Origin of the sequence: Aeromonas sp. FDAARGOS 1405, assembly GCF_019048265.1 — a bacterium.
Classification (GTDB): domain Bacteria; phylum Pseudomonadota; class Gammaproteobacteria; order Enterobacterales; family Aeromonadaceae; genus Aeromonas; species Aeromonas veronii_A.
On sequence record NZ_CP077311.1, the window covers coordinates 1307864 to 1331485 of the forward strand.

At 57.9% G+C, this 23622-nt stretch carries 22 protein-coding genes; 17 read left to right on the forward strand and 5 right to left on the reverse strand.

What is annotated here, in order from left to right:
• Positions 1–44 precede the first annotated feature (44 nt).
• On the reverse strand, positions 45–2141 hold the full coding sequence (locus I6L35_RS06190; RefSeq protein ID WP_216979808.1) for a TonB-dependent siderophore receptor: 2097 nt from the start codon (positions 2139–2141) through the stop codon (positions 45–47).
• 396 nt (positions 2142–2537) lie between these two features.
• Here I6L35_RS06190 and mioC point away from each other — a divergent pair, with 396 nt between their 5' ends.
• The 15 genes from mioC to glmU all read left to right on the forward strand — a co-directional run bounded on the left by mioC (position 2538) and on the right by glmU (position 16311).
• A complete protein-coding gene (mioC, locus tag I6L35_RS06195) occupies positions 2538–2987 on the forward strand; it encodes an FMN-binding protein MioC (RefSeq protein ID WP_033138545.1) in 450 nt (149 codons plus the stop codon).
• 508 nt (positions 2988–3495) lie between these two features.
• Positions 3496–5385, forward strand: a complete 1890-nt coding sequence (gene mnmG, locus I6L35_RS06200; RefSeq protein ID WP_128816787.1) for a tRNA uridine-5-carboxymethylaminomethyl(34) synthesis enzyme MnmG — start codon at positions 3496–3498, stop codon at positions 5383–5385.
• An 8-nt stretch (positions 5386–5393) separates the two neighbouring features.
• The gene (gene rsmG / locus I6L35_RS06205) at positions 5394–6020 is read left to right on the forward strand and encodes a 16S rRNA (guanine(527)-N(7))-methyltransferase RsmG (RefSeq protein ID WP_041202839.1); all 627 of its coding nucleotides are present in this window, start codon (positions 5394–5396) and stop codon (positions 6018–6020) included.
• 26 nt (positions 6021–6046) lie between these two features.
• The gene (locus I6L35_RS06210) at positions 6047–6850 is read left to right on the forward strand and encodes a ParA family protein (protein ID WP_005357226.1); all 804 of its coding nucleotides are present in this window, start codon (positions 6047–6049) and stop codon (positions 6848–6850) included.
• On the forward strand, positions 6847–7755 hold the full coding sequence (locus tag I6L35_RS06215) for a ParB/RepB/Spo0J family partition protein (RefSeq protein WP_216979809.1): 909 nt from the start codon (positions 6847–6849) through the stop codon (positions 7753–7755). Before I6L35_RS06210 ends, I6L35_RS06215 begins: the two co-directional genes overlap by 4 nt.
• A 190-nt stretch (positions 7756–7945) precedes the next feature.
• The gene (locus I6L35_RS06220) at positions 7946–8356 is read left to right on the forward strand and encodes an ATP synthase subunit I (protein WP_216979810.1); all 411 of its coding nucleotides are present in this window, start codon (positions 7946–7948) and stop codon (positions 8354–8356) included.
• 8 nt (positions 8357–8364) lie between these two features.
• Positions 8365–9147, forward strand: coding sequence for a F0F1 ATP synthase subunit A (gene atpB, locus I6L35_RS06225; RefSeq protein ID WP_216952488.1), 783 nt, complete (start codon positions 8365–8367; stop codon positions 9145–9147).
• 58 nt (positions 9148–9205) lie between these two features.
• The gene (gene atpE, locus I6L35_RS06230; RefSeq protein ID WP_005307205.1) at positions 9206–9448 is read left to right on the forward strand and encodes a F0F1 ATP synthase subunit C; all 243 of its coding nucleotides are present in this window, start codon (positions 9206–9208) and stop codon (positions 9446–9448) included.
• Between the two features lie 55 nt (positions 9449–9503).
• Positions 9504–9974, forward strand: coding sequence for a F0F1 ATP synthase subunit B (atpF, locus tag I6L35_RS06235; protein WP_204480536.1), 471 nt, complete (start codon positions 9504–9506; stop codon positions 9972–9974).
• Positions 9975–9987: 13 nt separating this feature from the next.
• Positions 9988–10521, forward strand: a complete 534-nt coding sequence (atpH, locus tag I6L35_RS06240) for a F0F1 ATP synthase subunit delta (protein ID WP_204480539.1) — start codon at positions 9988–9990, stop codon at positions 10519–10521.
• Between the two features lie 15 nt (positions 10522–10536).
• Positions 10537–12078, forward strand: coding sequence for a F0F1 ATP synthase subunit alpha (gene atpA / locus I6L35_RS06245; RefSeq protein ID WP_216952485.1), 1542 nt, complete (start codon positions 10537–10539; stop codon positions 12076–12078).
• A gap of 42 nt (positions 12079–12120) precedes the next feature.
• The gene (gene atpG, locus I6L35_RS06250) at positions 12121–12987 is read left to right on the forward strand and encodes a F0F1 ATP synthase subunit gamma (RefSeq protein ID WP_041210471.1); all 867 of its coding nucleotides are present in this window, start codon (positions 12121–12123) and stop codon (positions 12985–12987) included.
• Positions 12988–13020: 33 nt separating this feature from the next.
• Positions 13021–14409: a F0F1 ATP synthase subunit beta gene (atpD, locus tag I6L35_RS06255; RefSeq protein WP_026455856.1), complete on the forward strand. Its 1389-nt coding sequence runs from the start codon at positions 13021–13023 to the stop codon at positions 14407–14409.
• 18 nt (positions 14410–14427) lie between these two features.
• Complete coding sequence (locus I6L35_RS06260; RefSeq protein ID WP_005339345.1) at positions 14428–14856, forward strand: F0F1 ATP synthase subunit epsilon; 429 nt, start codon at positions 14428–14430, stop codon at positions 14854–14856.
• A 93-nt stretch (positions 14857–14949) separates the two neighbouring features.
• Positions 14950–16311 (forward strand): bifunctional UDP-N-acetylglucosamine diphosphorylase/glucosamine-1-phosphate N-acetyltransferase GlmU, encoded by a 1362-nt coding sequence (glmU, locus tag I6L35_RS06265; RefSeq protein WP_216979811.1) that lies wholly within the window; start codon positions 14950–14952, stop codon positions 16309–16311.
• A gap of 52 nt (positions 16312–16363) precedes the next feature.
• Here glmU and creD read toward each other — a convergent pair whose 3' ends face one another.
• The 4 genes from creD to blrA all read right to left on the reverse strand — a co-directional run bounded on the left by creD (position 16364) and on the right by blrA (position 20828).
• Complete coding sequence (gene creD, locus I6L35_RS06270) at positions 16364–17740, reverse strand: cell envelope integrity protein CreD (RefSeq protein ID WP_216979812.1); 1377 nt, start codon at positions 17738–17740, stop codon at positions 16364–16366.
• A gap of 120 nt (positions 17741–17860) precedes the next feature.
• Positions 17861–18655 (reverse strand): OXA-12 family class D beta-lactamase, encoded by a 795-nt coding sequence (gene blaOXA / locus I6L35_RS06275; RefSeq protein ID WP_216960052.1) that lies wholly within the window; start codon positions 18653–18655, stop codon positions 17861–17863.
• Positions 18656–18735: 80 nt separating this feature from the next.
• Positions 18736–20157 carry a two-component system sensor histidine kinase CreC gene (blrB, locus tag I6L35_RS06280; RefSeq protein WP_216960049.1) on the reverse strand — a complete coding sequence of 474 codons (1422 nt, stop codon included), beginning with the start codon at positions 20155–20157 and terminating at the stop codon, positions 18736–18738.
• Positions 20154–20828, reverse strand: a complete 675-nt coding sequence (gene blrA, locus I6L35_RS06285; RefSeq protein WP_216960046.1) for a two-component system response regulator CreB — start codon at positions 20826–20828, stop codon at positions 20154–20156. Before blrA ends, blrB begins: the two co-directional genes overlap by 4 nt.
• A 122-nt stretch (positions 20829–20950) precedes the next feature.
• On the opposite strand from blrA, the gene I6L35_RS06290 reads away from it, so the two are divergent.
• The gene (locus tag I6L35_RS06290) at positions 20951–21724 is read left to right on the forward strand and encodes a DeoR/GlpR family DNA-binding transcription regulator (RefSeq protein WP_005355851.1); all 774 of its coding nucleotides are present in this window, start codon (positions 20951–20953) and stop codon (positions 21722–21724) included.
• A 56-nt stretch (positions 21725–21780) separates the two neighbouring features.
• Complete coding sequence (gene glmS, locus I6L35_RS06295) at positions 21781–23613, forward strand: glutamine--fructose-6-phosphate transaminase (isomerizing) (protein WP_005355853.1); 1833 nt, start codon at positions 21781–21783, stop codon at positions 23611–23613.
• Positions 23614–23622 lie beyond the last annotated feature (9 nt).

Consider the following 23622-nt stretch of genomic DNA (forward strand, 5'->3'; position numbering starts at 1 on the left):
CGGGTGAAAAGAAGGGCGGGAATCTGGTTCCCGCCCGACTTCGATTACCAGCGGTAGTTGATGCTGCCCACTACGCTGCGCGGCTCGCCGTAGTAGCAGTAGTAGTCACAACTGGCCACGTAGGTTTCACCCAGCAGGTTGTTGACGTTGAGCTGGGCGCGCCAGTTCTTGGCAAAGTCATACCCGATCATCGCATCCCAGACGGTATGGGCCGGCACCTCGGCAGAGCCGTAGATGGGGGTGTAGTCCGCATTCACGGCGCCAATACCCACGCTGGAACCGATATAACGCACACCGGTACCCAGCTCCAGACCTGAAGCCACCCCTTGCTGCACCTTGTAGTTACCCCAGAAGGAGGCGATGTGGCGCGGGATCAGGCTGGCACGGCGATCGCCACTGCCGGTGTCGTTGGTTTTGGCATCGGTGTAGGTATAAGCAGCGGTCAGACGCAGCGCATCTGTCACCTGCACGCTCCCTTCCAGCTCAACCCCCTGAGAGGTCACTTCACCCGCCTGGGTCTGCTGGCCGGAACCGGTAGAGACCAGCGAGTTGGTCTGGGCCAGATCGAACAGCGCCAGATTGATGTAACCGTCGAGGAAGGCAGGCGCATACTTGACGCCGGTCTCGTAGAGCTTGCCCTTGAGCGGCTTGTAGGAACTCTTGGTGTTGGGATCGATCCCCGGCAGCACCTCGAACGACTCGGCATAGGCAAAGTAGGGAGAGAGGCCGTTGTCAGCCAGATACATCAGGCTGCCCGAGAGGGATAGCTCGTGATCGTACTGGCGCTCGTCCTTGCTGGTATTGGTGTTGTGGGTCTCCACATAGTCGTAACGGCCACCGGCAGTCAGCAACCAGCGATCGTCCCAGCGGATCTGGTGCTGGGCATAGAGGCCGCTCTGGCCCTTGCTGCTCTTCTGGTGAGTGGCGGTCGACTCGTCAAAACCGGGGAAGCCGCTGTAATCCGGGTTCATGGTATTGATGGAGCCCATACCGTAGTTGTCGGCCTCGACCCCTTCATTGACGTGACGCTGCAGATCCACCCCCAGCAGCAAGGTCTGCTCGGTGCTGTCGGTGTTCCAGTAGCCCACCATCTGGTTATCCATGGTGGCACTCTTGGTATTGCCATCGCGGTAAACCAGGCCACGACTAGCGGTTGTGCCTTCATAGGTCGGGAAGATATAGGTCTGGCGCAGCAGCAGATCGTTGTAGTTGAAGCGGACGTTCTGCTTGAACTCCCAGGTCTGGTTGAGCTGGTGGGCCAGCTCATAACCGGTGGAGATCTGGGTATTGCGGTTGCGATCGTAATCCGGCTGACTCAGGTTGGTGGAGGGATCAATCTGGCCACCTGACGTATTCAGGGTGCCATAGACCGGGAAGAAGCCGTTGGTCGGGACCCCTTCGTCGTGCAGGAAGCTGGCCAGCAGGGTCAGGCTGGTACGATCCGAAAGATCGAAGGTGACGCTGGGCGCCAGATAAACCCGATCGTTATAGGTGCCAGTGAGCACGCCATCACGCTCTTTATAAAGAGCAACCATGCGGTAACGGCTGTTGTCGGAGAGCGCGTCAGAGACATCCACCCCGACCTGACGATGATCCCGGCTGCCAAGCTGCAGATCCACCTGCCCTTGCGGCGTGGCGGTAGGCCGCTTGCTGATGGCATTGCTCACCCCGCCAGGAGGAGCCTCACCGTAAAGGATCGAGGCTGGCCCCTTCAGCACTTCCACACTCTCCAGACCAAACGGTTCCGGCGTCCAGACGTAGTAGCCGGAGCCAAACAACCGGTTGCCATCCAGATAAGAGGCGGCATCGAAGCCACGTACCTTGAACCAGTCGGTGTTGTTGTCGGAACCATAGAGACCGGTCAATACGCCGGAACGGTAGCGAATCGCTTCATCCAGCTGCAACACGGCGTGCTGATCCAGCTCCTCGCGATTAACCACGGAGACGGCGCGAGGGGTCTCGGCCATCGGCACTTCCACCTTCATGGCCGTACCGGTCACCACCATGGTTTCGCTGGCTTTGGGCAGCTCAACAGTGGTTTGTTCGGCCATCAGCGGCAGGGAGACGAGCAAACCGGAGAGCGAAAGCACGCCGAAGGCGCCCTTCTTGCCGGGTCCTGTAGTGTATTTTTGCGCAATCATATTAAAGTCTCGTTTATCAATGAGTTATGTTGTTTTAATTGTTATTTGTGGTCGTTTGTCACGACATCACCCTGTTCCATGGGCGAATAAAGCAGCGCAATCCTACTACAGGAGCCGTGATCGAATCGATTCAATAATTGCTAATCATTTGCATCTACATTGTTATCTAGCTGCATCGTTGGCAGGATTTCGCGGGAGATGGGATCCATCAAGAGAGCTATGAGCGGAGAAGAAAATGGAGAGGAATATAAAGAAGCAGAAAAAAGATCGGCAGGATGGATCCGGTGGCATTATCTGACTGGATCCATTATCCCCAAGCTTTATCCATATTTATCCACATCCTTTGGCGGTAGAATCCGGCTTTCCGTTTCTTTGTCTGAAATCAGGATCCATTCCATGGCCAAACTCAATCTCGTCGTCGGCTCCATGCTGGGCGCCGCCGAATATGTCGCAGACCACGTCGCCAACCTGCTGGAACAGGCTGGCCACCAGACCCGGATCCACAACCCGGCCAAGCTGGCAGAGGTGCTGGATGATGCGGGATCCATCCTGCTGGTGGTCACTTCCACCCATGGTGCCGGGGATGTGCCCGACAACCTGCAACCCTTCGCCAAGGATCTTGCCGAGCAGCATCCGGATCTTAATTCATTGAAATATGGCGTGATCGCCCTTGGTGACAGCAGTTATGACACCTTTTGCCAGGGTGGCAAGACGCTGGATCGGCTGCTGGCCGAGTGCGGAGCCAGCCGGATTGGCGAGCGACTCGACATCGATGTGACCCAACACGAGATCCCCGAAGATGCCGCAGAAGTGTGGATCCGCGACTGGATGACGATGATCGCCTGATCAGCGTGCGGGAGATCCTGAAAAAAAGCTTGATCTCCCCACTTATCCCCAGATCGACTATCCACCATGTTATTAACAGATTGATCCGGGGGAGTTGTTCTACAAGGTTACCCACAACGCCCAGGGGTAATGTGCATAACTACGGTGTAAAGCTCTGCAAAACCTATAGTTATCCATGTATTAGATCCAGAACGACAGACCTCTGTGTATAAAAGTCCTGGTTATCCCCTCGTTCACCGGGCCAGGATCCAAGCTTTTCCACAAGCCAGGATCGTTCTTAAATTAATGATCTTTATGATCAAAAAGTGCTTATCAACAGAAAGGGCGGATCCTAATAAGAGATCCAGTAAAAGATCGATCTAAAGATCCTTAAGATCTAATTAGTGGATCCTCCCTTGATACTGAACGTTAAGTAGACGTTCCCCTCTGGACGCGAAACAGATAGAATGTTCCGCCCTTTAGCCCAGGCAAATAAAGATCTTCAGGCGTGCAGATCAAGGTGATCCCAATGCAATACCATGAACAATTTGATGTGATCGTCGTCGGTGGCGGTCATGCCGGAACCGAAGCAGCAACAGCGGCAGCCCGTATGGGTATGAATACCCTGTTGCTGACCCACAATATCGATACGCTGGGACACATGTCCTGTAATCCGGCGATCGGCGGGATCGGCAAGGGACACCTGGTAAGGGAAGTTGACGCACTCGGCGGGATCATGGCGCGTGCCATCGATCTTGGCGGGATCCAGTTCCGCACCCTCAACTCCTCCAAGGGCCCGGCAGTACGAGCCACTCGTGCCCAGGCGGATCGCCTGCTCTACAAGGCCGTCGTTCGCCAGATGCTGGAGAACTACCCGAACCTGAAGATCTTCCAGCAGGCCTGTGACGATCTGATCATGGACGGGGATCGTGTTGCCGGTGTGGTCACCCAGAGCGGGATCCGCATCAGCGGCAAGACTGTGGTGCTGACGGTCGGTACCTTCCTGAACGGTTTGATCCACATCGGGATGGAAAACTACAAGGGTGGCCGTGCCGGAGATCCTCCTTCGATCGCCCTGGCCCAGCGCCTGCGTGAACTGCCGCTGCGCATCGATCGTCTCAAGACTGGCACCCCGCCGCGCATTGATGCCCGCAGTGTCGATTTCTCCGTAATGCAGGAACAGCACGGTGATGATCCGCGTCCGGTATTCTCTTTCATCGGTGATGCCAGCCAGCATCCCCGTCAGGTGCCTTGCTACGTTACCCATACCAACGAGCGCACCCACGATGTGATCCGCAATAACCTGGATCGCAGCCCCATGTACGCCGGGGTGATCGAAGGGATTGGCCCGCGCTATTGCCCGTCTATCGAGGACAAGATCACCCGCTTTGCCGACAAGACTGCGCACCAGATCTTCGTCGAGCCGGAAGGCCTGACCACCCACGAGCTTTACCCAAACGGGATCTCCACCAGCCTGCCGTTTGACGTACAGGTGCAGATCGTTCGCTCCGTGCGCGGCTTCGAGAATGCCCACATCACCCGTCCGGGCTATGCCATCGAATATGATTTCTTCGATCCGCGGGATCTCAAGGCCAACATGGAGAGCAAGTGCATTCCAAACCTGTTCTTCGCTGGCCAAATCAACGGCACGACCGGTTACGAAGAGGCGGCGGCACAAGGCCTGATGGCCGGTCTGAACGCGGCCCTGCGTGCCCAGGATAAGGATCCCTGGAATCCTCGTCGGGATCAGGCCTACATGGGCGTGATGATGGACGATCTCTCCACCCTGGGGACCCGCGAGCCTTACCGCATGTTCACCAGCCGCGCCGAATACCGCCTGCTGCTGCGTGAAGACAACGCCGATATCCGCCTGACCGCCATCGGTCGCGAGCTGGGTCTGGTGGATGACGAGCGCTGGAGCAAATTCAACGCCAAGATGGAACAGGTCGAGCTGGAGCGTCAGCGCATGCGTTCAACCTGGATCCACCCGCAACATCCGTCACTGGAGGCAGTCAACGCCCTGGTCAACACCCCGCTGACCCGCGAGCAGAGTCTGGAAGAGCTGCTGCGTCGCCCCGAGGTGACCTATGATGCGCTGATGGCCATCGAAGGTGTCGGCCCCTCCGTGACTGATCCTGCCGCGGCCGAACAGGTTGAGATCCAGATCAAGTACGCCGGTTACATCGAGCGTCAGCACGATGAAGTGGAAAAGCAGCTGCGCAACGAGAACACCCTGCTGCCGCTGGATCTGGACTATCGCGAGGTGAACGGCCTCTCCAACGAGGTGAAAGCCAAGTTGAACGATGCCAAGCCGCAGACCATTGGTCAGGCTTCCCGCATCTCCGGCATCACCCCGGCGGCCATCTCCATCCTGCTGGTTCACCTGAAAAAACACGGCTTGCTGCGTAAAACCGCCTGAGGAATCCCATGTTGGAAAGATTGAACGGCCTGCTCATGCAGGCCGGAATTGTTATCACCGATACCCAAAAGAGCCAACTGGTGCAGTTGGTCGAGTTGCTGCACAAGTGGAACAAGGCTTACAATCTCACCTCGGTGCGAGATCCGGACGCCATGCTGGTCAAGCATATCCTCGATAGCCTGGTGGTAAGCCCCCACTTGCACGGTGAGCGCTTCATCGACGTGGGGACAGGTCCTGGCCTGCCGGGATTGCCGCTGGCGATCATCAATCCGGACAAGCAGTTCGTCCTGCTCGACAGTCTGGGCAAGCGGATCAACTTCATCCGTCAGGTGATCCAGGAGCTGGGGCTGACCAATGTGACGCCGGTCAAATCCCGGGTTGAAGAGTATCAACCCGAGGTGGGATTTGATGGTGTACTGAGTCGGGCATTTGCCTCGCTGGAGGACATGCTGAGCTGGTGTCACCACCTGCCGTCAGAACAGGGCTGCTTCCTGGCACTCAAGGGACAATATCCCGAGCAGGAGCTGGCCCAGTTGCCTGCCAATATCCGTCTGGTAGCCTGTCATGAGTTGCGGGTGCCGGAGCTGGAAGGCGAACGTCATCTGCTGGAATTCAAACATATCCAGCCCGAATAGGGTCGCAGTTTCATTTAGGGGATCGTGTGGGAAAAGTCATCGCCATAGCCAACCAGAAGGGTGGAGTGGGTAAAACCACCACCTGTGTGAATCTGGCCGCCTCCATGGCTGCCACCCGGCGCAAGGTGCTGGTGATCGATCTGGATCCGCAGGGCAATGCCACCATGGGCAGCGGTGTCGACAAGTATGACGTCGAGCGCACCGCTTATGAGTTGCTGATCGAGGATGCCCCCATCAGCGAAGTGATCATCCCCGAAACTACCGGGGGTTATCACCTGATCGCCGCCAATGCCGACGTGACCGCGGCCGAAATCCGTCTGATGGAATTTTTCGCCCGCGAAATCCGCCTGCGCAATGCGCTGGCCTCGGTGCGGGACAAATACGACTACGTCTTCATCGACTGCCCGCCCTCTCTCAACATGCTGACCGTGAACGCCATGGCCGCCGCCGACTCCGTGCTGGTGCCCATGCAGTGCGAATATTACGCGCTGGAGGGGCTCACCGCCCTGGTCGACACCATCAGCAAGCTGGCCGCCGTGGTCAATCCGGAGCTCAAGATCGAAGGGGTGCTGCGCACCATGTTCGATCACCGCAACCGGCTGGCCAATGATGTGTCCGATCAGCTAAAACAGCACTTTGGCGACAAAGTCTACCGCACCATCATTCCCCGCAATGTTAGACTGGCTGAGGCCCCGAGTTTCGGTGCCCCGGCCATGCACTATGACAAATCATCGGTGGGCGCCAAGGCCTACCTGGCACTGGCTGGCGAGATCCTGCGCCGCCAGGAGCAGGAGCGTCAGGCGACCATCGCAGACCGAGAGAGCATATGACTCCGAAAAAACGTGGACTGGGCAAGGGGCTGGATGCCCTGCTCAGTACCAGCACGGCTGCCCGCCAGAAACAGGTGATGAGCGATCAACGTACTGAAGAGGCCATGGCCCCCACCAATCAGGGCGAGCTGCGCAAGCTGCCGGTGGAGTGGTTGCAGTCCGGCAAGTACCAGCCCCGCAAGGATATGTCCCAGGATGCACTGGAAGAGCTTGCCAACTCCATCCGCGCCCAGGGGGTGATCCAGCCCATCGTGGTACGCCCTCTCGGCGAGCAATCCTTCGAAATCATCGCCGGTGAACGGCGCTGGCGTGCTTCCCAGCTGGCGCGGCTCGAGGTGGTGCCCTGCATCGTCAAGGATGTGCCCGACGAGGCTGCCGTCGCCATCGCGCTGATTGAGAATATTCAGCGGGAAGACCTCAATGCCATCGAAGAGGCGGTCGCTTTACAAAGACTGCTGACCGAATTCGAACTCACCCACCAGCAGGTGGCCGAGGCGGTGGGCAAGTCCCGCACCACGGTGACCAACCTGTTGCGTCTCAACCAGCTCAACGACGACGTGAAGCGTTTCGTCGAGCATGGTGACCTCGACATGGGTCATGCCCGAGCCCTGCTGGCCCTGAGCGGTCAGGCTCAGTCCGAACTGGCCAAGCTGGTTGCCCAGAAAGGGCTGACTGTACGCGATACCGAGAAGCTGGTGCAAAAAGCGCTTGAACCGGCAAAAGCCAGGGTCGAACCGGCCCGTGATCCGCAGATCGGCTACCTGGAGCGCCAACTGGCAGAAAAAATTGGCAATCAGGTGCAACTTCAGCCTGGCAAGCTGGATAGCGGAAAGTTAGTAATAAGTTACGAGAATTTATCCGATTTGGACCGTATATTGGGCTATTTTGGCGTGTCAGAATCGTGATTCTTACGCTTTTTGTAGTAATAAAACATCCATTCCTTTTGATATGGCCATAACCTTGATTTGCCGCGGAAAGCCGCAAAAATTAAGGATTTTTGTCATATTGCAATAGCGGCCCTCAAGGGTATAATTTGACCGGCTTTAAGAGCTGTTAACATGGGGTCTTCGGATCCCGATTTTTTACAGTTCTGTAATGTTCAGGGGTAGGTTGGTGAAGCAGAAAATAGCCTTGGAAGGTTTGACACTGGCCTTGGTTATGCTCGTTTGTCAGCTCATCCTGATCCTGGCGATGAGTGCCGTCTGGTTTTACCTGACTGGTGCCGGCGCCGGTTATTCCGCCCTCTACGGAGGGGGGATGTACTGGGTTCCTCAAGCCTTGTTTACTGTCTGGGTGCTGCGCCGCAAGGTGACAACCGAGAGTGTGGGCTTGGTTTTGCGGGACTTTTATGGTGGGGCAGGGATTAAGCTCATTTCTACAACAGGTCTATTCGCCCTGATGTTTGGTGCGGGAGTCGAGGTCGTTACCGTCTCGTTTTTCGCCACTTATATCCTCGCCCTCGTTGTACAGTGGATGGTTTCATTCACGCTTAACAACCACTATTAGGAAAACTCATGTCTGCAACCGGAGAAGTCCTGACTCCTCAGGGATATATCTCCCACCACCTGACCCACCTTCAAGTCGGGTCCGGGTTCTGGACGGTCAATATCGACTCAATGGTATTTTCCGTCGTGCTAGGCGCCCTGTTTATCCTGCTGTTCCGCAAAGTAGCCGTTAACGCTACCAGCGGGGTGCCGGGTAAGCTGCAGTGCTTTGTGGAGATGCTGGTCGAGTTTGTGAATGGTAACGTCAAAGACATCTTTCATGGTCGCAACAAGGTCATCGCACCTTTGGGGTTGACTGTGTTTGTCTGGATCTTCCTGATGAACCTGATGGATCTGATCCCCGTTGACTTTATCCCTCACGCTGCACAATTGATGGGTATTCCCTATCTGCGTGTGGTTCCCTCTGCTGACGTTAACATCACCATGTCCATGGCTTTGGGCGTGTTCTTCTTGATCCTGTACTACAGCATCAAGGTCAAGGGTATCGGCGGGTTTGTGAAGGAGCTGACGCTTCAGCCTTTCAACCACCCGGCGGCCATCCCGGTTAACCTCATCCTGGAAACTGTTACGCTGGTATCCAAACCGGTCTCTCTGGGTCTTCGACTGTTCGGCAACATGTATGCTGGCGAACTGATCTTTATCCTGATTGCGGGTTTGCTACCCTGGTGGTCACAGTGGATCCTGTCCGTGCCTTGGGCAATTTTCCACATCCTGATCATCACTTTGCAGGCATTCATCTTCATGGTTCTGACCATCGTCTATCTGTCGATGGCACAGGAAGACCATGGTTGATGCGACTCAAATAATCCTTTTTATACAATCAATTACATCTAAATAAATGGAGATCCTCATGGAAAACTTGAACATGGACCTGCTGTACATCGCTGCTGCAATGATGATGGGTCTGGCTGCTATCGGCGCTTCCATCGGTATCGGTATTCTGGGTGGCAAGTTCCTGGAAGGTGCTGCTCGTCAACCTGATCTGATCCCTGTTCTGCGTACCCAGTTCTTCATCGTAATGGGTCTGGTGGATGCGATCCCGATGATCGCCGTTGGTCTGGGTCTGTATGTGATGTTTGCGGTTGCTGGCTAAGTCGTTACGACATCTCCAGGCATAACCCATTAACTAACTAAAGAGGACATCGGCTGTGAATATCAACGCCACCCTCCTCGGCCAAGCAATTGCTTTTTTCTTCTTCGTTGTGTTTTGCATGAAGTATGTATGGCCGCCGCTGATGGCTGCCATCGAAGCCCGTCAGAAAGCTATTGCTGACGGTCTCTCTTCTGCCGAACGAGCCAAGAAAGATCTGGATTTGGCCAAGGCCAATGCCGTCGATCAGCTGAAAGAAGCCAAGCTGCAGGCTGCTGAAATCATTGAACAGGCCAACAAACGCAAGGCCCAGATCATTGATGAGGCAACTGTCGGTGCTCAGGCTGAGCGGGAAAAAATCCTGGCTCAAGGCCGTGCCGAGATTGAAGCTGAACGTCATCGTGCCAAAGAGGAACTGCGCAAGCAGGTTGCTGCTCTTGCCATTGCGGGTGCAGAGAAGATCCTGGCGCGCCAAATCGACCAGGCTGCCAACAGCGACATCGTCGACAAACTGGTAGCTGAACTGTAACGGGAACGGGGCTATGTCTGAACTGACTACAATCGCTCGCCCCTACGCCAAGGCTGCTTTCGAGTTTGCCGTTGAGCACAAGGCGGTTGATCAGTGGCTGGGGATGCTCAGCTTCGCTGCGGAAGTAGTGAAGAACGAGACCATCCACTCCCTGGTTAACGGCTCTGTGGCTGCCGACGAGCTGGCAAAACTGTTTGTCAGCATCTGCGGGGAGCAACTCGACGAGCATGGCCAGAACCTGATCCGGGTAATGGCAGAGAATGGTCGCTTGGGTGTGCTGCCGGCGGTCGTTGCCGAATTTGTGGTGTTCAAGTCTGAACTGGACAAAGAAGTTCAGGCTGACGTGATTTCGGCGATTGCACTGACCGACCAGCAGAAAGCCAATATTCAGGCTTCTCTGGAACAACGTCTCGCGCGCAAAGTGAAGCTGAATTGCAGCATCGACGCGTCCTTGATGGCCGGGGTGCTCATCAAGGCCGGTGATCTGGTTATCGACGGAACTGTCCGCGGCAAGCTGGATCGCATGGCTGACGCGCTGCAATCTTGATTGGGGTATTAGAGCATGCAACTGAATTCCACTGAAATCGCCGAGCTGATCAAGCAGCGCATTGCGCAGTTTGATGTAAAGAGCGAAGCGCGTAACGAAGGTACCATCGTCTCCGTGAGTGACGGTATCATTCGTATCCACGGCCTGGCCGATGCCATGCAGGGTGAGATGATCGAGCTGCCGGGCAACCGCTACGCTCTGGCATTGAACCTGGAGCGTGACTCCGTTGGTGCCGTAGTGATGGGTCCCTATGCCGATCTGGCCGAAGGGATGAAAGTAAAAGGTACTGGCCGCATTCTGGAAGTGCCGGTCGGTCGTGGTCTGCTGGGCCGGGTGGTCAACACCCTGGGTCAGCCTATCGACGGTAAAGGTCCGGTCGAGCACGATGGCTTCTCTCCGGTAGAAGTGATTGCCCCGGGCGTTATCGAGCGTAAGTCTGTTGACCAGCCTGTCCAGACCGGTCTGAAAGCCATCGACTCCATGATCCCTATCGGTCGTGGCCAGCGTGAGCTGATCATCGGTGACCGCCAGGTAGGTAAAACTGCCATTGCGATCGACACCATCATCAACCAGAAAGACTCCGGCATTAAGTGTGTCTACGTTGCGATTGGCCAGAAGGCCTCCACCATCGCCAACGTGGTGCGCAAGCTGGAAGAGCACGGTGCTCTGGCCAACACCATAGTAGTGGTTGCCTCTGCTTCCGAAGCGGCTGCCCTGCAATACCTGGCTCCGTATTCAGGTTGCTCCATGGGTGAGTACTTCCGTGACCGCGGTGAAGATGCCCTGATCATTTATGATGACCTGTCCAAGCAGGCCGTTGCATATCGTCAGATCTCCCTGCTGCTGCGCCGTCCGCCAGGACGTGAAGCATTCCCGGGCGACGTATTCTATCTGCACTCCCGTCTGCTGGAGCGTGCAGCTCGCGTCAACGACGAGTACGTAGAGAAGTTCACCAAGGGTGAAGTGAAGGGCAAAACCGGTTCTCTGACCGCGCTGCCGATCATCGAAACCCAGGCGGGCGACGTATCCGCGTTCGTTCCGACCAACGTGATCTCCATCACCGATGGTCAGATCTTCCTGACTTCCCAGTCTTTCAACGCCGGTATTCGTCCTGCGGTTGATCCGGGTATCTCCGTATCCCGTGTGGGTGGTGCCGCCCAGACCAAGATCGTCAAGAAGCTGTCCGGTGGTATCCGTACCGCGCTGGCCCAGTATCGCGAACTTGCTGCCTTTGCCCAGTTCTCTTCCGACCTGGACGATGCAACTCGCAAGCAGCTGGACCACGGTCAGAAAGTGACCGAGCTGATGAAACAGAAGCAGTACTCTCCGATGAGCGTGGCTCACCAGTCTCTGGTGCTGTTCGCCGCGGAAAAAGGCTATCTCTCTGATGTCGAGTTGAGCAAGATCCTCGACTTCGAAGCCGCTCTGCTCTCTTTCGCCGATACCCAGCATGCTGAGCTGATGGCTGAAATCAATGCCAAGGCTGACTACAACGACGCGATCGTTGGCAAGCTGACTGCGTTGCTGGATGACTTCAAGGCAACCCAGACCTGGTAAGCGAGTGTGGCAGCGCAAGCTGCCACCTGATGGAGAGAAGAGATGGCCGGCGCAAAAGAGATACGTAACAAGATCGGGAGTGTTAAAAACACTCAAAAGATCACCAGCGCTATGGAAATGGTGGCAGCAAGCAAGATGCGCCGTGCGCAGGATCGCATGTCTGCCAGCCGTCCGTACGCTGAAACCATGCGCAAGGTGATCGGCCATATCGCTCAGGGGAACCTGGAATACAAGCACCCCTACCTCATCGAACGTGAGGTCAAGCGAGTGGGTTACATCGTCGTCTCCACCGACCGTGGCCTGTGTGGTGGTCTGAACATCAACCTGTTCAAGGCTGCCCTCAATGATATGAAGCAATGGAGCGCGAAAGGTGCCAAGGTTGACCTGGCTCTGATCGGCAACAAAGCCTCCAACTTCTTTGAACGGCACGGCGCCAAGGTGAAAGCTCATGTCGCAGGACTGGGCGATAACCCGAGCGTCAATGACCTGATTGGTTCAGTCAAGGTCATGCTGAAGGCTTACGACAACGGTGAGATTGACAAGCTGTATCTGGTGTACAACAAGTTCGTCAACACCATGGTGCAGCAACCACGGGTCGATCAACTGCTGCCTTTGCCCGTAACTGAAGACAGCAAGCTCGCCAAGAAACACCACTGGGATTACCTCTATGAGCCGGATCCCAAGAAGCTGCTGGATACCCTGCTGGTTCGCTATGTCGAATCTCAGGTCTACCAAGGTGTAGTGGAAAACTTGGCCAGTGAACAGGCAGCCCGAATGGTTGCCATGCAAGCCGCGACTGACAACGCCGGTAACCTGATTAACGATCTGCAACTGGTATACAACAAGGCCCGTCAGGCCAGTATTACCCAGGAGCTGACAGAGATCGTATCCGGTGCTGCTGCGGTGTAAGGCAAGGGTTATCAAAGGTTTAGAGGATTTGACATGAGTAACGGTTTCATCGTCCAAATCATCGGCGCTGTAGTGGACATCGAGTTCCCGCAGAATGCCGTGCCCCAGGTGTACGATGCACTGAAGGTCGTTAGCGAAGGTCAAGGCCAGGGTCTGGTGCTGGAAGTTCAGCAACAGATCGGTGGCGGCGTCGTTCGTTGCATCACCATGGGTTCCTCCGACGGTCTGCGTCGTGGGTTGGAAGTAATGAATAGCGGTAAATCCATCCAGGTTCCGGTCGGTACTGCGACACTGGGTCGGATCATGAACGTACTGGGCGAGCCAATCGACGAGAAAGGCCCGATCGGTGAAGAAGAGAGCTGGTCAATCCACCGTGAAGCCCCCAGCTACGAAGATCAGTCCAACAGCACCGAGCTGCTGGAGACCGGCATCAAGGTTATCGACCTGGTATGTCCGTTCGCCAAGGGTGGTAAGGTTGGTCTGTTCGGTGGTGCCGGTGTAGGCAAAACCGTAAACATGATGGAGCTGATCCGTAACATCGCGATCGAACACAGTGGTTACTCTGTATTCGCCGGTGTAGGTGAGCGTACCCGTGAGGGTAACGACTTCTACCACGAGATGATGGAGTCCAACGTACTGGACAAAGTATCTCTGGTTTACGGTCAGATGAACGAGCCGCCCGGAAACCGTCTGCGCGTAGCGTTGACCGGCCTGACCATGGCCGAGAAGTTCCGTGACGAAGGTCGTGACGTGCTGTTCTTCGTGGACAACATCTACCGTTACACCCTGGCCGGTACCGAAGTATCCGCACTGCTGGGCCGTATGCCTTCCGCAGTAGGTTACCAGCCGACCCTGGCCGAGGAGATGGGTGTTCTGCAAGAACGTATCACCTCCACCAAGACCGGTTCCATCACATCCGTACAGGCCGTTTACGTTCCTGCGGATGACTTGACTGACCCGTCTCCGGCGACCACCTTCGCCCACCTGGATGCGACCGTCGTACTGTCCCGTCAGATCGCGGCACTGGGTATCTACCCGGCCGTTGACCCGCTGGACTCTACCTCTCGTCAGCTGGATCCGCTGGTGGTTGGCAAGGAGCACTACGAGACCGCTCGTGGCGTTCAGACCGTACTGCAGCGCTACAAAGAGCTGAAGGACATCATCGCCATCCTGGGTATGGATGAACTGTCAGAAGAAGACAAACTGACCGTAGCCCGTGCCCGTAAGATCGAGCGTTTCCTGTCCCAGCCGTTCTTCGTTGCAGAAGTGTTTACCGGTTCTCCGGGTAAATACGTGCCGCTGAAAGAGACCATCCGTGGTTTCCAGGGCATCCTGAAAGGCGAGTATGACGATCTGCCCGAGCAGGCGTTCTACATGGTTGGCGGTATCGACGAAGTCGTCGAGAAATCCAAGAAACTGTAAGCCTCGACAGGAGGGCCCATGGCAGAGATGATCTCCTTTCACCTGGACGTGGTGAGCGCCGAAGGAAAACTGTTTTCCGGTCGCGTGCAATCCGCTCAGGTATCAGGCTCCGAAGGTGAGTTGGGTCTCCGCCACGGTCATGCTCCGTTGCTGACTGCCATCAAGCCGGGCCTGGTCCGCTTGGTGAAGCAGAACGGAACTGAAGAGGTGCTGTACATCTCCGGCGGTATGCTGGAAGTACAACCTGAATCCGTGACCGTGCTGGCGGACACCGCGATTCGTGCTGACGACTTGGATGAGGCGAAAGCCCAGGAAGCCAAGCGCGCAGCCGAAGAGCGGATCCACAGCTCCCATGGTGATATCGACTACGCCCAGGCCGCCACCGAGCTGGCCAAGGCGATGGCTCAACTGCGAGTCATCGATATCGTCAAAAAGAATTACCGCTAATAACGGTGATGCAAAAAGCGACCTTCGGGTCGCTTTTTTTTTACCCGTTGGATAGACTCCGCCGAGTATTTTTCATGTTCCAAAGGCCAATTTATGTCCCTCAACGTCGTGATCCTGGCTGCGGGTAAAGGTACCCGTATGCGCTCTTCCCTGCCCAAGGTACTGCACCCGGTAGCCAACAAACCCATGGTTTCCCATGTGATCGATACCGCTCGTCAGGTCGGTGCCGAGCAGCTGCATCTGGTCTATGGCCACGGTGCCGAGCTGCTGAAAGAGCGGATCGTGGCGGCCGATGTGAACTGGGTGCTGCAAGCTCAGCAGCTGGGAACTGGTCATGCCGTCGCCCAGGCCATCCCGTTCTGGAAGGATGAAGACGATGTGCTGGTGCTCTACGGCGATACCCCGCTGATCCAGCCCGAGACCCTGCAGCGCTTGCTCGCCGCCAAGGCTGAAAACGGGATGGCACTGCTGACCGTGGTGCTGGACAACCCCACCGGCTATGGCCGCATCGTCCGTGAAAATGGTCAGGTAGTCGGTATCGTCGAGCAGAAGGATGCCAATGCCGAACAGCTGGTCATTCGTGAGGTGAACACCGGCGTGCTGGTGGCCAATGGGGGCCAGTTGCGTCAATGGTTGTCTCGTCTCGACAACAAAAACGCCCAGGGCGAGTTCTATCTGACCGATGTGATCGCCATGGCTCACGGCGATAATTGCCCGATTGCCGCCGTTCATCCGGAGCGTGCCGCCGAGGTGGAAGGGGCCAACAATCGGGTGCAATTGGCTCAGCTTGAGCGCAGCTATCAGCAGATGCAGGCCGAGAAACTGATGATTGCAGGTGCAACCATGATCGACCCCGCACGCTTTGATTTGCGTGGGGTTTTGGAAATTGGTGAAGAGGTTGTTATTGATGCAAACGTCATCATTGAGGGCAAGGTGACTCTCGGCAATCACGTTCGTATCGGAGCCGGTTGCGTACTGAAAGATTGTGTCATTGGCGATCACTCCGAGGTGAAACCCTACTCGGTTATCGAGGGGGCACAGGTGGCAGATCAGTGCTCAGTGGGTCCGTTTACCCGCTTGCGTCCGGGGGCGGTTCTGGAGCAGGATGCGCACGTTGGCAACTTCGTCGAGATGAAGAAGGCCCGTCTGGGGGTTGGTTCCAAGTGCGGTCATCTGACCTATCTGGGTGATGCCGAGATAGGAGCCGGGGTGAATATCGGTGCCGGTACCATCACCTGCAACTACGACGGGGTCAACAAATTCCAGACCATCATCGAGGACGATGTGTTCGTCGGTTCTGATACCCAACTGGTAGCGCCTGTTCGCATCGGCAAGGGGGCCACCCTGGGAGCCGGCTCTACTATTACCAAGGACGTGGGTGAAAATGAACTCGTGATTACCCGGGTACCCCAGCGTCACATCAAGAACTGGGCTCGTCCGGTCAAGAAGAAGTGATGCCCGATCGATAAAATAGAACCGGCGCCTGATGGCGCCGGTTTTTTTTGGCTTATGACTGATGGTTGGTGTCACTGGTCGATGACTGAGGGGCCGCCCACGTGGTCGCGGGTGCGCTGTAGTCCATCACCTGATACCAGTCGAGCTTGCGGGTCAGCATCATGATCAGCGCCAGGGTGGCGAACAGCAGCAGGGCGCCGAGCAGCAGGGCGATCTCTTCGGCTTGCAGCAGGCTGTAGAGGATGGCATAGACCAGCCCGAGCAGCGCTGCGAAGCCGATCCCCTGCTTCGGGCCACTCAGCACATGACTGAGGTAGAAGCCGTTGAGCAGCACGCTGGCCAGCGCGGCCACCAGATAGGCCCAGCCAAAGCCGAGGTGTTCGGTCAGCGCCAGCAGCACCAGATAGAAGATGGCCAGCCCCATGCCCACCAGCGCGTACTGGATCGGGTGAACCCGCAGCCCCTTGAGCAGCTCGAACATAAAGAAGCTGATAAAGGTGAGGCCGATGAAGAGCAGGGCATATTTAGCCGCCCTCTCATTGAGTTGATAATGATCCACCGGCTGCACCAGACTGACGCTGAAGGTGGAGAGATGGCTATCACCCCCGTTCATCATCCGGTTGAAGCGGGTCTCCATGTCGCTGGCGAACCAGCTGGTTTGCCAGTTGGCCTCAAACCCTTGTGGGCTCAGGGTGCGACTGCTCGGCAGAAAGTCACCGATAAAGTTGGGGTGGGGCCAGCTGCCCGCCAGCTGCAGGGTGCTCTCCTTGCCCAGCGGGACTATGTCGAGGGCGTTCATCCCCTGTAGATTGAGCTCCAGATGGAAGGTGCCATCCTGCTGCGGCAGGCTGTCGATCGGGGCATGGATACCCGCGAGCGCATCACCGAGGCGGGCACCGGGGGCAAACGGGATCCGCTGTGTGCCGAGTTGCAGTTCGGGGACGCTGTTGATACCGCGGGCATCGGAGAGCACCAGGCTCAGGTAGGGTTTGCCCGCCACCAGCTCGGCCGTTTCACCGAGCGGTGAGGTCGCGTCATTCAGCAAACTCTGCCGGGTGGGCAGGCGGCCGGATAGGGTGAGGCGGGTCTGGTAGACCTGCGCCTGATAGATGCCGAGCTTGCGCGGGGTCACCTCCATGATGGCCTGCACGTCCAGCTGTTCCGGCAGCAGGTAGCGATAGGTCTGCTCCTGACGGACGAAGCGCTTGCCATCCTGCTCGACCGTCACCGAACGGGTATAGGGCTGCACGATAACCGGCCCCATCAGCCGTTGCGGGCCACTGCTGCTGGCCATGATGCTCTGGATCGCCTGATTGCGGTAAATCTGCCGCTCCCGGTTCAGCTCCATGATGGATTGCACCGGTACCATCAGCAGCAGGCTGAGCAACAGCAGCAGAAAGATCTTGTGGGTGAATATCTGTTTGACCATGACACGTCTCCTTGTTGGATGGAGTGAGTCTGTCAGTCCGGTGTGAAGTGGTGATGGGTCTGTGTGAAGTGGTGGTGAAGGGGGATAAAAAAACCGGCATTGCGCCGGTTTCTGGAGGAATTACAGGGTCTTCAGCTTCCCGGGCAATGCGGCCAGCACCTCTTCTTTCGCCTTGAGGGAGGCGAACTGCTTGCCGGGCTTTTGCACCACGGTATGGACAAAGATCAGCTGTTTGCCCGGTTTGCTGGCCCAGCCGACGAACCAGCCGATCTGCTGATCGCGGTTGAGGCTGCCATCCAGCTTCTTCGGGTAGCCCATGCCGGTCTTGCCGTGGATCTGCCAGCCGTCGATCTCGCTCACCTTGAGGATATTGGCGGTGTACTGCAGGGTTTGCGCCGAGACCGGAAGCTTGCCGCTCAGCATCTTGCCTAGGAAGCGGGCCTGCTCCTCCGGACTGATGGCGAGGCTGGAGCTGAGCCAGGCCTGGGTCAGGCCGTCATGTTTGCCCGGATTACCGGAGAGATCCCGATTGCCGTAGTCGAAGCGGTCGACATATTGCTGGAAGCGCTCCATCCCCAGCCATTCGGTGAGCTGCTGGGAAAACCAGACCACCGAGTAGGTTTCCCAGCGGCGCGGGGTGGTGGTTTCACGCCAGGCGGGCAGCCAGCCGTCATAGCTCGGTTTGTAGGGCAGCGCCGGATGCTCTTCATCCACCAGATAGCCACTGTCGTAACCCATCAGCGCCAGCGGGATCTTGAAGGTGGACGCGGGCGGCAGCTGGCTGGAGCAGTCCCCTTCGCTGGAGAGGGTCTGGCCGTTGCCGTCAGCATAGAGAAAGCAGCCGCTGGCGGCGGAGGCAGGCAGGGCTGCGAGCAGACCGGCAGCCAGCAGGCTGGAGAGAAGCAGGCGGGACATAGCATTTCCTTGAGCAAATGGATGAGAGAAAGCGGCAGTCTAATGCCGCTTTGTGTGGGGAATGTGAAGTTGCGGGGGGACTAGGCGAATGGCAGCCAGAGTTCCGCCAGCGCGCCTCCTTCCGGCCGGTTGCTCAGGGTCAGACGGCCGCCATGCTGGTGGGCTACCTCATGGGTGAAGCTGAGCCCCAGACCACTGCTCTTGCCCTTGTCCGGTCGTGGCAGGGAGTAGAAGCGCTCGAAAATGCGCGGCAATGCGTAGTCGGGAATGCCGGGGCCGCAGTCGGTAACCCGAAAACAGTAGCCCTCCTCCTGCTGGCTGCCGCTCAGGGTGACCAGCCCGTAGGCGGGAGAGAAGTCGATGGCGTTATCCAGCAGGTTGCCGATGGCCTGCTCCAGCAGCAGCGGATCCCACTTCTGTTTCGGCGCGCTGGCCAGCTCGGCGACCAGCGCTACCTGCCGGCGCTGGGCGATAATCTGGCGGGCATCGAGCGCCCGCTTGCCGAGCCCGGCCGGCTCTACCGCTTGCCGATCCAGCCCCTGCCCCGACTCAAGCCGTGCCAGTTGCAGCATTCGCTCGATCAGCTGCTGCATGCGGGCACTCTCCTGATTGATATTGCCGATAAAGCGCCTGGCCACCTCGGGGGGCGGCGTTTCGGCCAGGATCTCCCCTGCCCCGCGAATGGCGGCCAGCGGGCTCTTCAGCTCGTGGGTCAGGCTGTGCACATAGGCTTCGATGTAGCTTTTGCCATCGAGCTGGTGGCGCATGGTCTCCAGCGAGCGGCCGAGCCGATCCAGCTCGACTGTGTGCAACTGCGGCAGCGGTGCCGCCTCCCCCTTGCTGACTGAGTCGGCGTAGTGCACCAGCTTGCCGATGGCGCGGTTGAGCCACCACACCAGCAGGCTGCCGATCAGCAGCGAGATGAGCAGCATCTGGCCGCCGGCCCGCAGCAGCTCCTGTTCCCCCCGCTCGATGGCGGGCATCAGGGTGCGATTGGGTTTGGCGACGGTGAGGGAGCCGATGATCTCGGCACCCTCCCGCAGCGGCGCTGCCACATACATGGTCGAGCTGGTGGCATCGTCGGGATCGGTGCGGGTGCTGCGGGCGCCATATTGGCCGCGCAGGGTGCGGTAGACATCGTTCCAGCGGGAATAATCCTTGCCCAGATCCGTGCCGTCGGAGTCGTAAATCACCATACCCTTCTGGTCAGTGACATAGATGCGGTACTCCGCCTGCTGCTTGAGGTGGCCATCGATCATCGCATTGATGGGATTCTGGTTGAGGCGGGCGAAGGCGCTGGCCAACCGCCCGTTCATCATATTGTCCTCTTTCAGGTCATCGAGCGCGAGCGGCGCCAGCAGCTGGGTCATATCCACCAAAGTATCCTCGGTGGCGCTGCGCACCCCGGGTTTGATCTCCTCGACGAAGATCTCCAGCACGAACCAGGCGGCCAGCGCGAAGATCAGCAGCAGGCCGCACAGCAGTTGTAGTCCGAGTCTCATGCCAGCTCCAGGCTGTAGCCCAGCCCGCGATGGGTGAGGATCAGGTTGGCTTCTGGATCATGTTCGCGCAGCTTGGCGCGGATGGTCTTGACGTGGGTATCGACGGTGCGATCCAGACTCTCCTCCGCATCCTGCCACACCAGATCCATCAGCTGCTGGCGGGAGTAGACCCGCCCCGGCGCCTGCATCAGGGTCTTGAGCAGCAGATATTCGTAACGGGTGAGGGCCAGCGGCTGACCGCGAAAGTGAATGCGGGCACGCTCCTCATCCAGTACCAGCAGGGCGCTGGGTTGGGGAGCGACGGGTTGGCTGCGGCGCAGGATGACCCGCACCCGGGCACACACTTCCCGTGGCGAGAAGGGTTTGGCCACATAGTCGTCGGCACCTATCTCCAGCCCGATCAGTCGGTCTATCTCCTCGCTGCGGGCGGTGAGGAACATCAGGGGAATATCGGTCAGCGCCCTCACCTGCTTGCAGAGTTCGAAGCCGCTGATGTCGGGTAGCCCCACATCGAGGATCAGGAAGTCGGGTCGCGTCTGTTCCAGTCGTGTCAGCAACTGTTGGCCCAGCATGAACCACTCCACCTCGAACCCGTCGGTCTGCAGGGCGTAAATCAGGGTGTCGGCGATGCTGGCCTCATCCTCCACCAGCCAGATGACTCTCTTTTGCATGGCATCCTCGTCGCAAATTGGCACCCCATTCTGGCATCGAACCAAATCGGATCCTATTTGCTGTTTTATTTTTCCGAAAAAGGGGCTAATATTTCGATGTTCTTTCGAATCGAAACTTAAAAATGACCAAACGTAATACTCAACAACGCCGACACACCATAGTGACCCTGGTACAAGAGCAGGGTGAAGTGAGCGTCGACGCCCTTGCCAAACACTTTTCTACCTCCGAAGTGACTATCCGTAAAGATCTGGCGGTACTGGAGACCGGTGGTCTGCTGCTGCGCCGTTACGGTGGCGCCGTCCCCTTGCCGAGCGAGATGGTGGTCGAGGTCAACCCTGAACAAGTTTCGAACCGAAAGTTAGCCATTGCCCGTGCGGCGGCCGAGCGGCTGCGTGATCACAACCGCGTCATCATCGACAGCGGCAGCACCACCAGCGCCATGATCCCCATGCTGGGCAACAAGCGCGGCCTCATCGTGATGACCAACTCCCTCAATGTGGCCGGTGCCCTGCGCGAGCTGGAAAATGAGCCTACCCTGTTAATGACCGGTGGCACTTGGGACCCTCACTCCGAATCCTTCCAGGGGCAGGTGGCGGAACAGGTGTTGCGCTCCTACGACTTCGACCAGCTCTTTATCGGTGCCGACGGCATCGACCCGGAGCGTGGCACCACCACCTTCAACGAGCTGGTGGGCCTGTCGCGGGTCATGGCCGAGGTGTCGCGGGAGGTCATTGTGATGGTCGAATCGGAAAAGATCGGCCGCAAGATCCCCAATCTCGAACTTCCCTGGTCGAGCATCCATACCCTAGTGACCGACGAGGGGCTGGCCAGCGAGGCCAGAGAACAGATTCAAGCCCAGGGGGTGACGCTTATCTGCGCCCCGGTCACTTGCTGACATCGAGCTCTGAACCATCCAACTGACTTTACGATTTGTATCTCAAGGAGAAGTGTATGTGTGGCATCGTCGGGGCTGTTGCCCAACGTGATGTGGCTGAAATTCTGGTAGAGGGCCTGCGCCGTCTGGAGTACCGCGGTTATGACTCAGCCGGTGTGGCCGTGTTCAGCGCCAACCAGCCGCTGCAGCGGGTTCGCCGTCTGGGCAAGGTGGCCGAGCTGGCCAAGGCGCTCGACGAGCAGTCCGTCCACGGCGGTACCGGCATCGCCCATACCCGCTGGGCCACTCACGGCGAGCCCTCCGAGCGCAATGCCCACCCCCACGTCTCCGAGCATATCGTGGTGGTGCACAACGGCATCATCGAGAACCACGAAGAGCTGCGGGAAGAGTTGAAGGCGCTGGGTTATGTGTTCAGCTCCGACACCGATACCGAGGTGATTGCCCATCTGGTCCATCACGAGCTGAAGAGCGCCGGCAGCCTGCTGGCCGCCATGCAAACTGCGGTGAAGCAGCTGCGCGGTGCCTACGGTACCGTGGTGATGGACAGCCGCGACGACAGCCGCGTGGTGGTGGCCCGTTCCGGTTCACCGCTGGTGATCGGCCGCGGTATCGGCGAGAACTTTATCGCCTCCGACCAGATGGCGCTGCTGCCGGTGACCCGTCGCTTCATCTTCCTGGAAGAGGGTGATGTGGCCGAAGTGACCCGTCGCGATGTGCATATCTTCGATACCAACGGTAACGCCGTGGTGCGCGAAGAGCAGGAGTCCGAACTCTCCCACGATGCCGGTGACAAGGGCGAATACCGTCATTACATGCTCAAAGAGATCCACGAGCAACCCAAAGCGATCACCAACACCCTGGAAGGGCGTCTGGGCAGCGATCACGTGGTGGTCGAATCGTTCGGCAACGGCGCTCGCGCCATCTTTGACAAGGTCGAGCACGTGCAGATCGTCGCCTGCGGCACCTCCTATCACTCCGGCATGGTGGCTCGCTACTGGTTCGAAGAGATCGCTGGCGTCTCCTGCGATGTGGAGATCGCCTCCGAGTTCCGCTATCGCAAATCGGTAGTGCGCCCCAACAGCCTGCTGGTGACCCTCTCCCAGAGTGGCGAGACTGCCGATACCCTGGCGGCGCTGCGTCTGGCCAAGGAATCCGGCTACATGAGCTCGCTGGCTATCTGCAACGTGCCGGGCTCCTCGCTGGTGCGTGAATCGGATCTGGCCTTTATGACCCGCGCGGGGGCAGAGATTGGTGTGGCCTCCACCAAGGCGTTTACCACCCAGCTGGCTGGCCTGCTGATGTTGGTGGCCTCGGTCGGTCACTGCCGTGGCCACCTGAGCGCCGCCGCCGAAGCCGAACTGGTCAAGGCGCTGCAAGCCCTGCCGCTGCGTATTAAAGAGAGCCTGGCACTGGCCAAGGATATCGAAACCCTGGCCGAAGAGTTTGCCGACAAGCAGCACAGCCTGTTCCTCGGCCGTGGCAGCCAGTACCCCATCGCCATGGAGGGGGCGCTCAAGCTCAAAGAGATCTCCTACATCCACGCCGAAGCTTACGCCGCTGGCGAACTGAAGCACGGCCCGCTGGCGCTGATCGATGCCGAAATGCCCATTATTGTGGTGGCGCCGAACAACGATCTGCTGGAGAAGCTCAAGTCCAACGTGGAAGAGGTGCGCGCCCGTGGCGGTATCCTCTACGTGTTCGCCGATGCCGATACCGGCTTCAAGAGCGACGAGACCATGCGGGTCATGAACCTCAACCATGTGGAAGAGGTGATCGCCCCCATCGTCTATACCGTGCCGCTGCAGCTGCTCTCCTACCACGTCGCCCTGATCAAGGGCACTGACGTCGACCAGCCGCGCAACTTGGCAAAATCGGTGACTGTTGAGTAAGTCACTTTT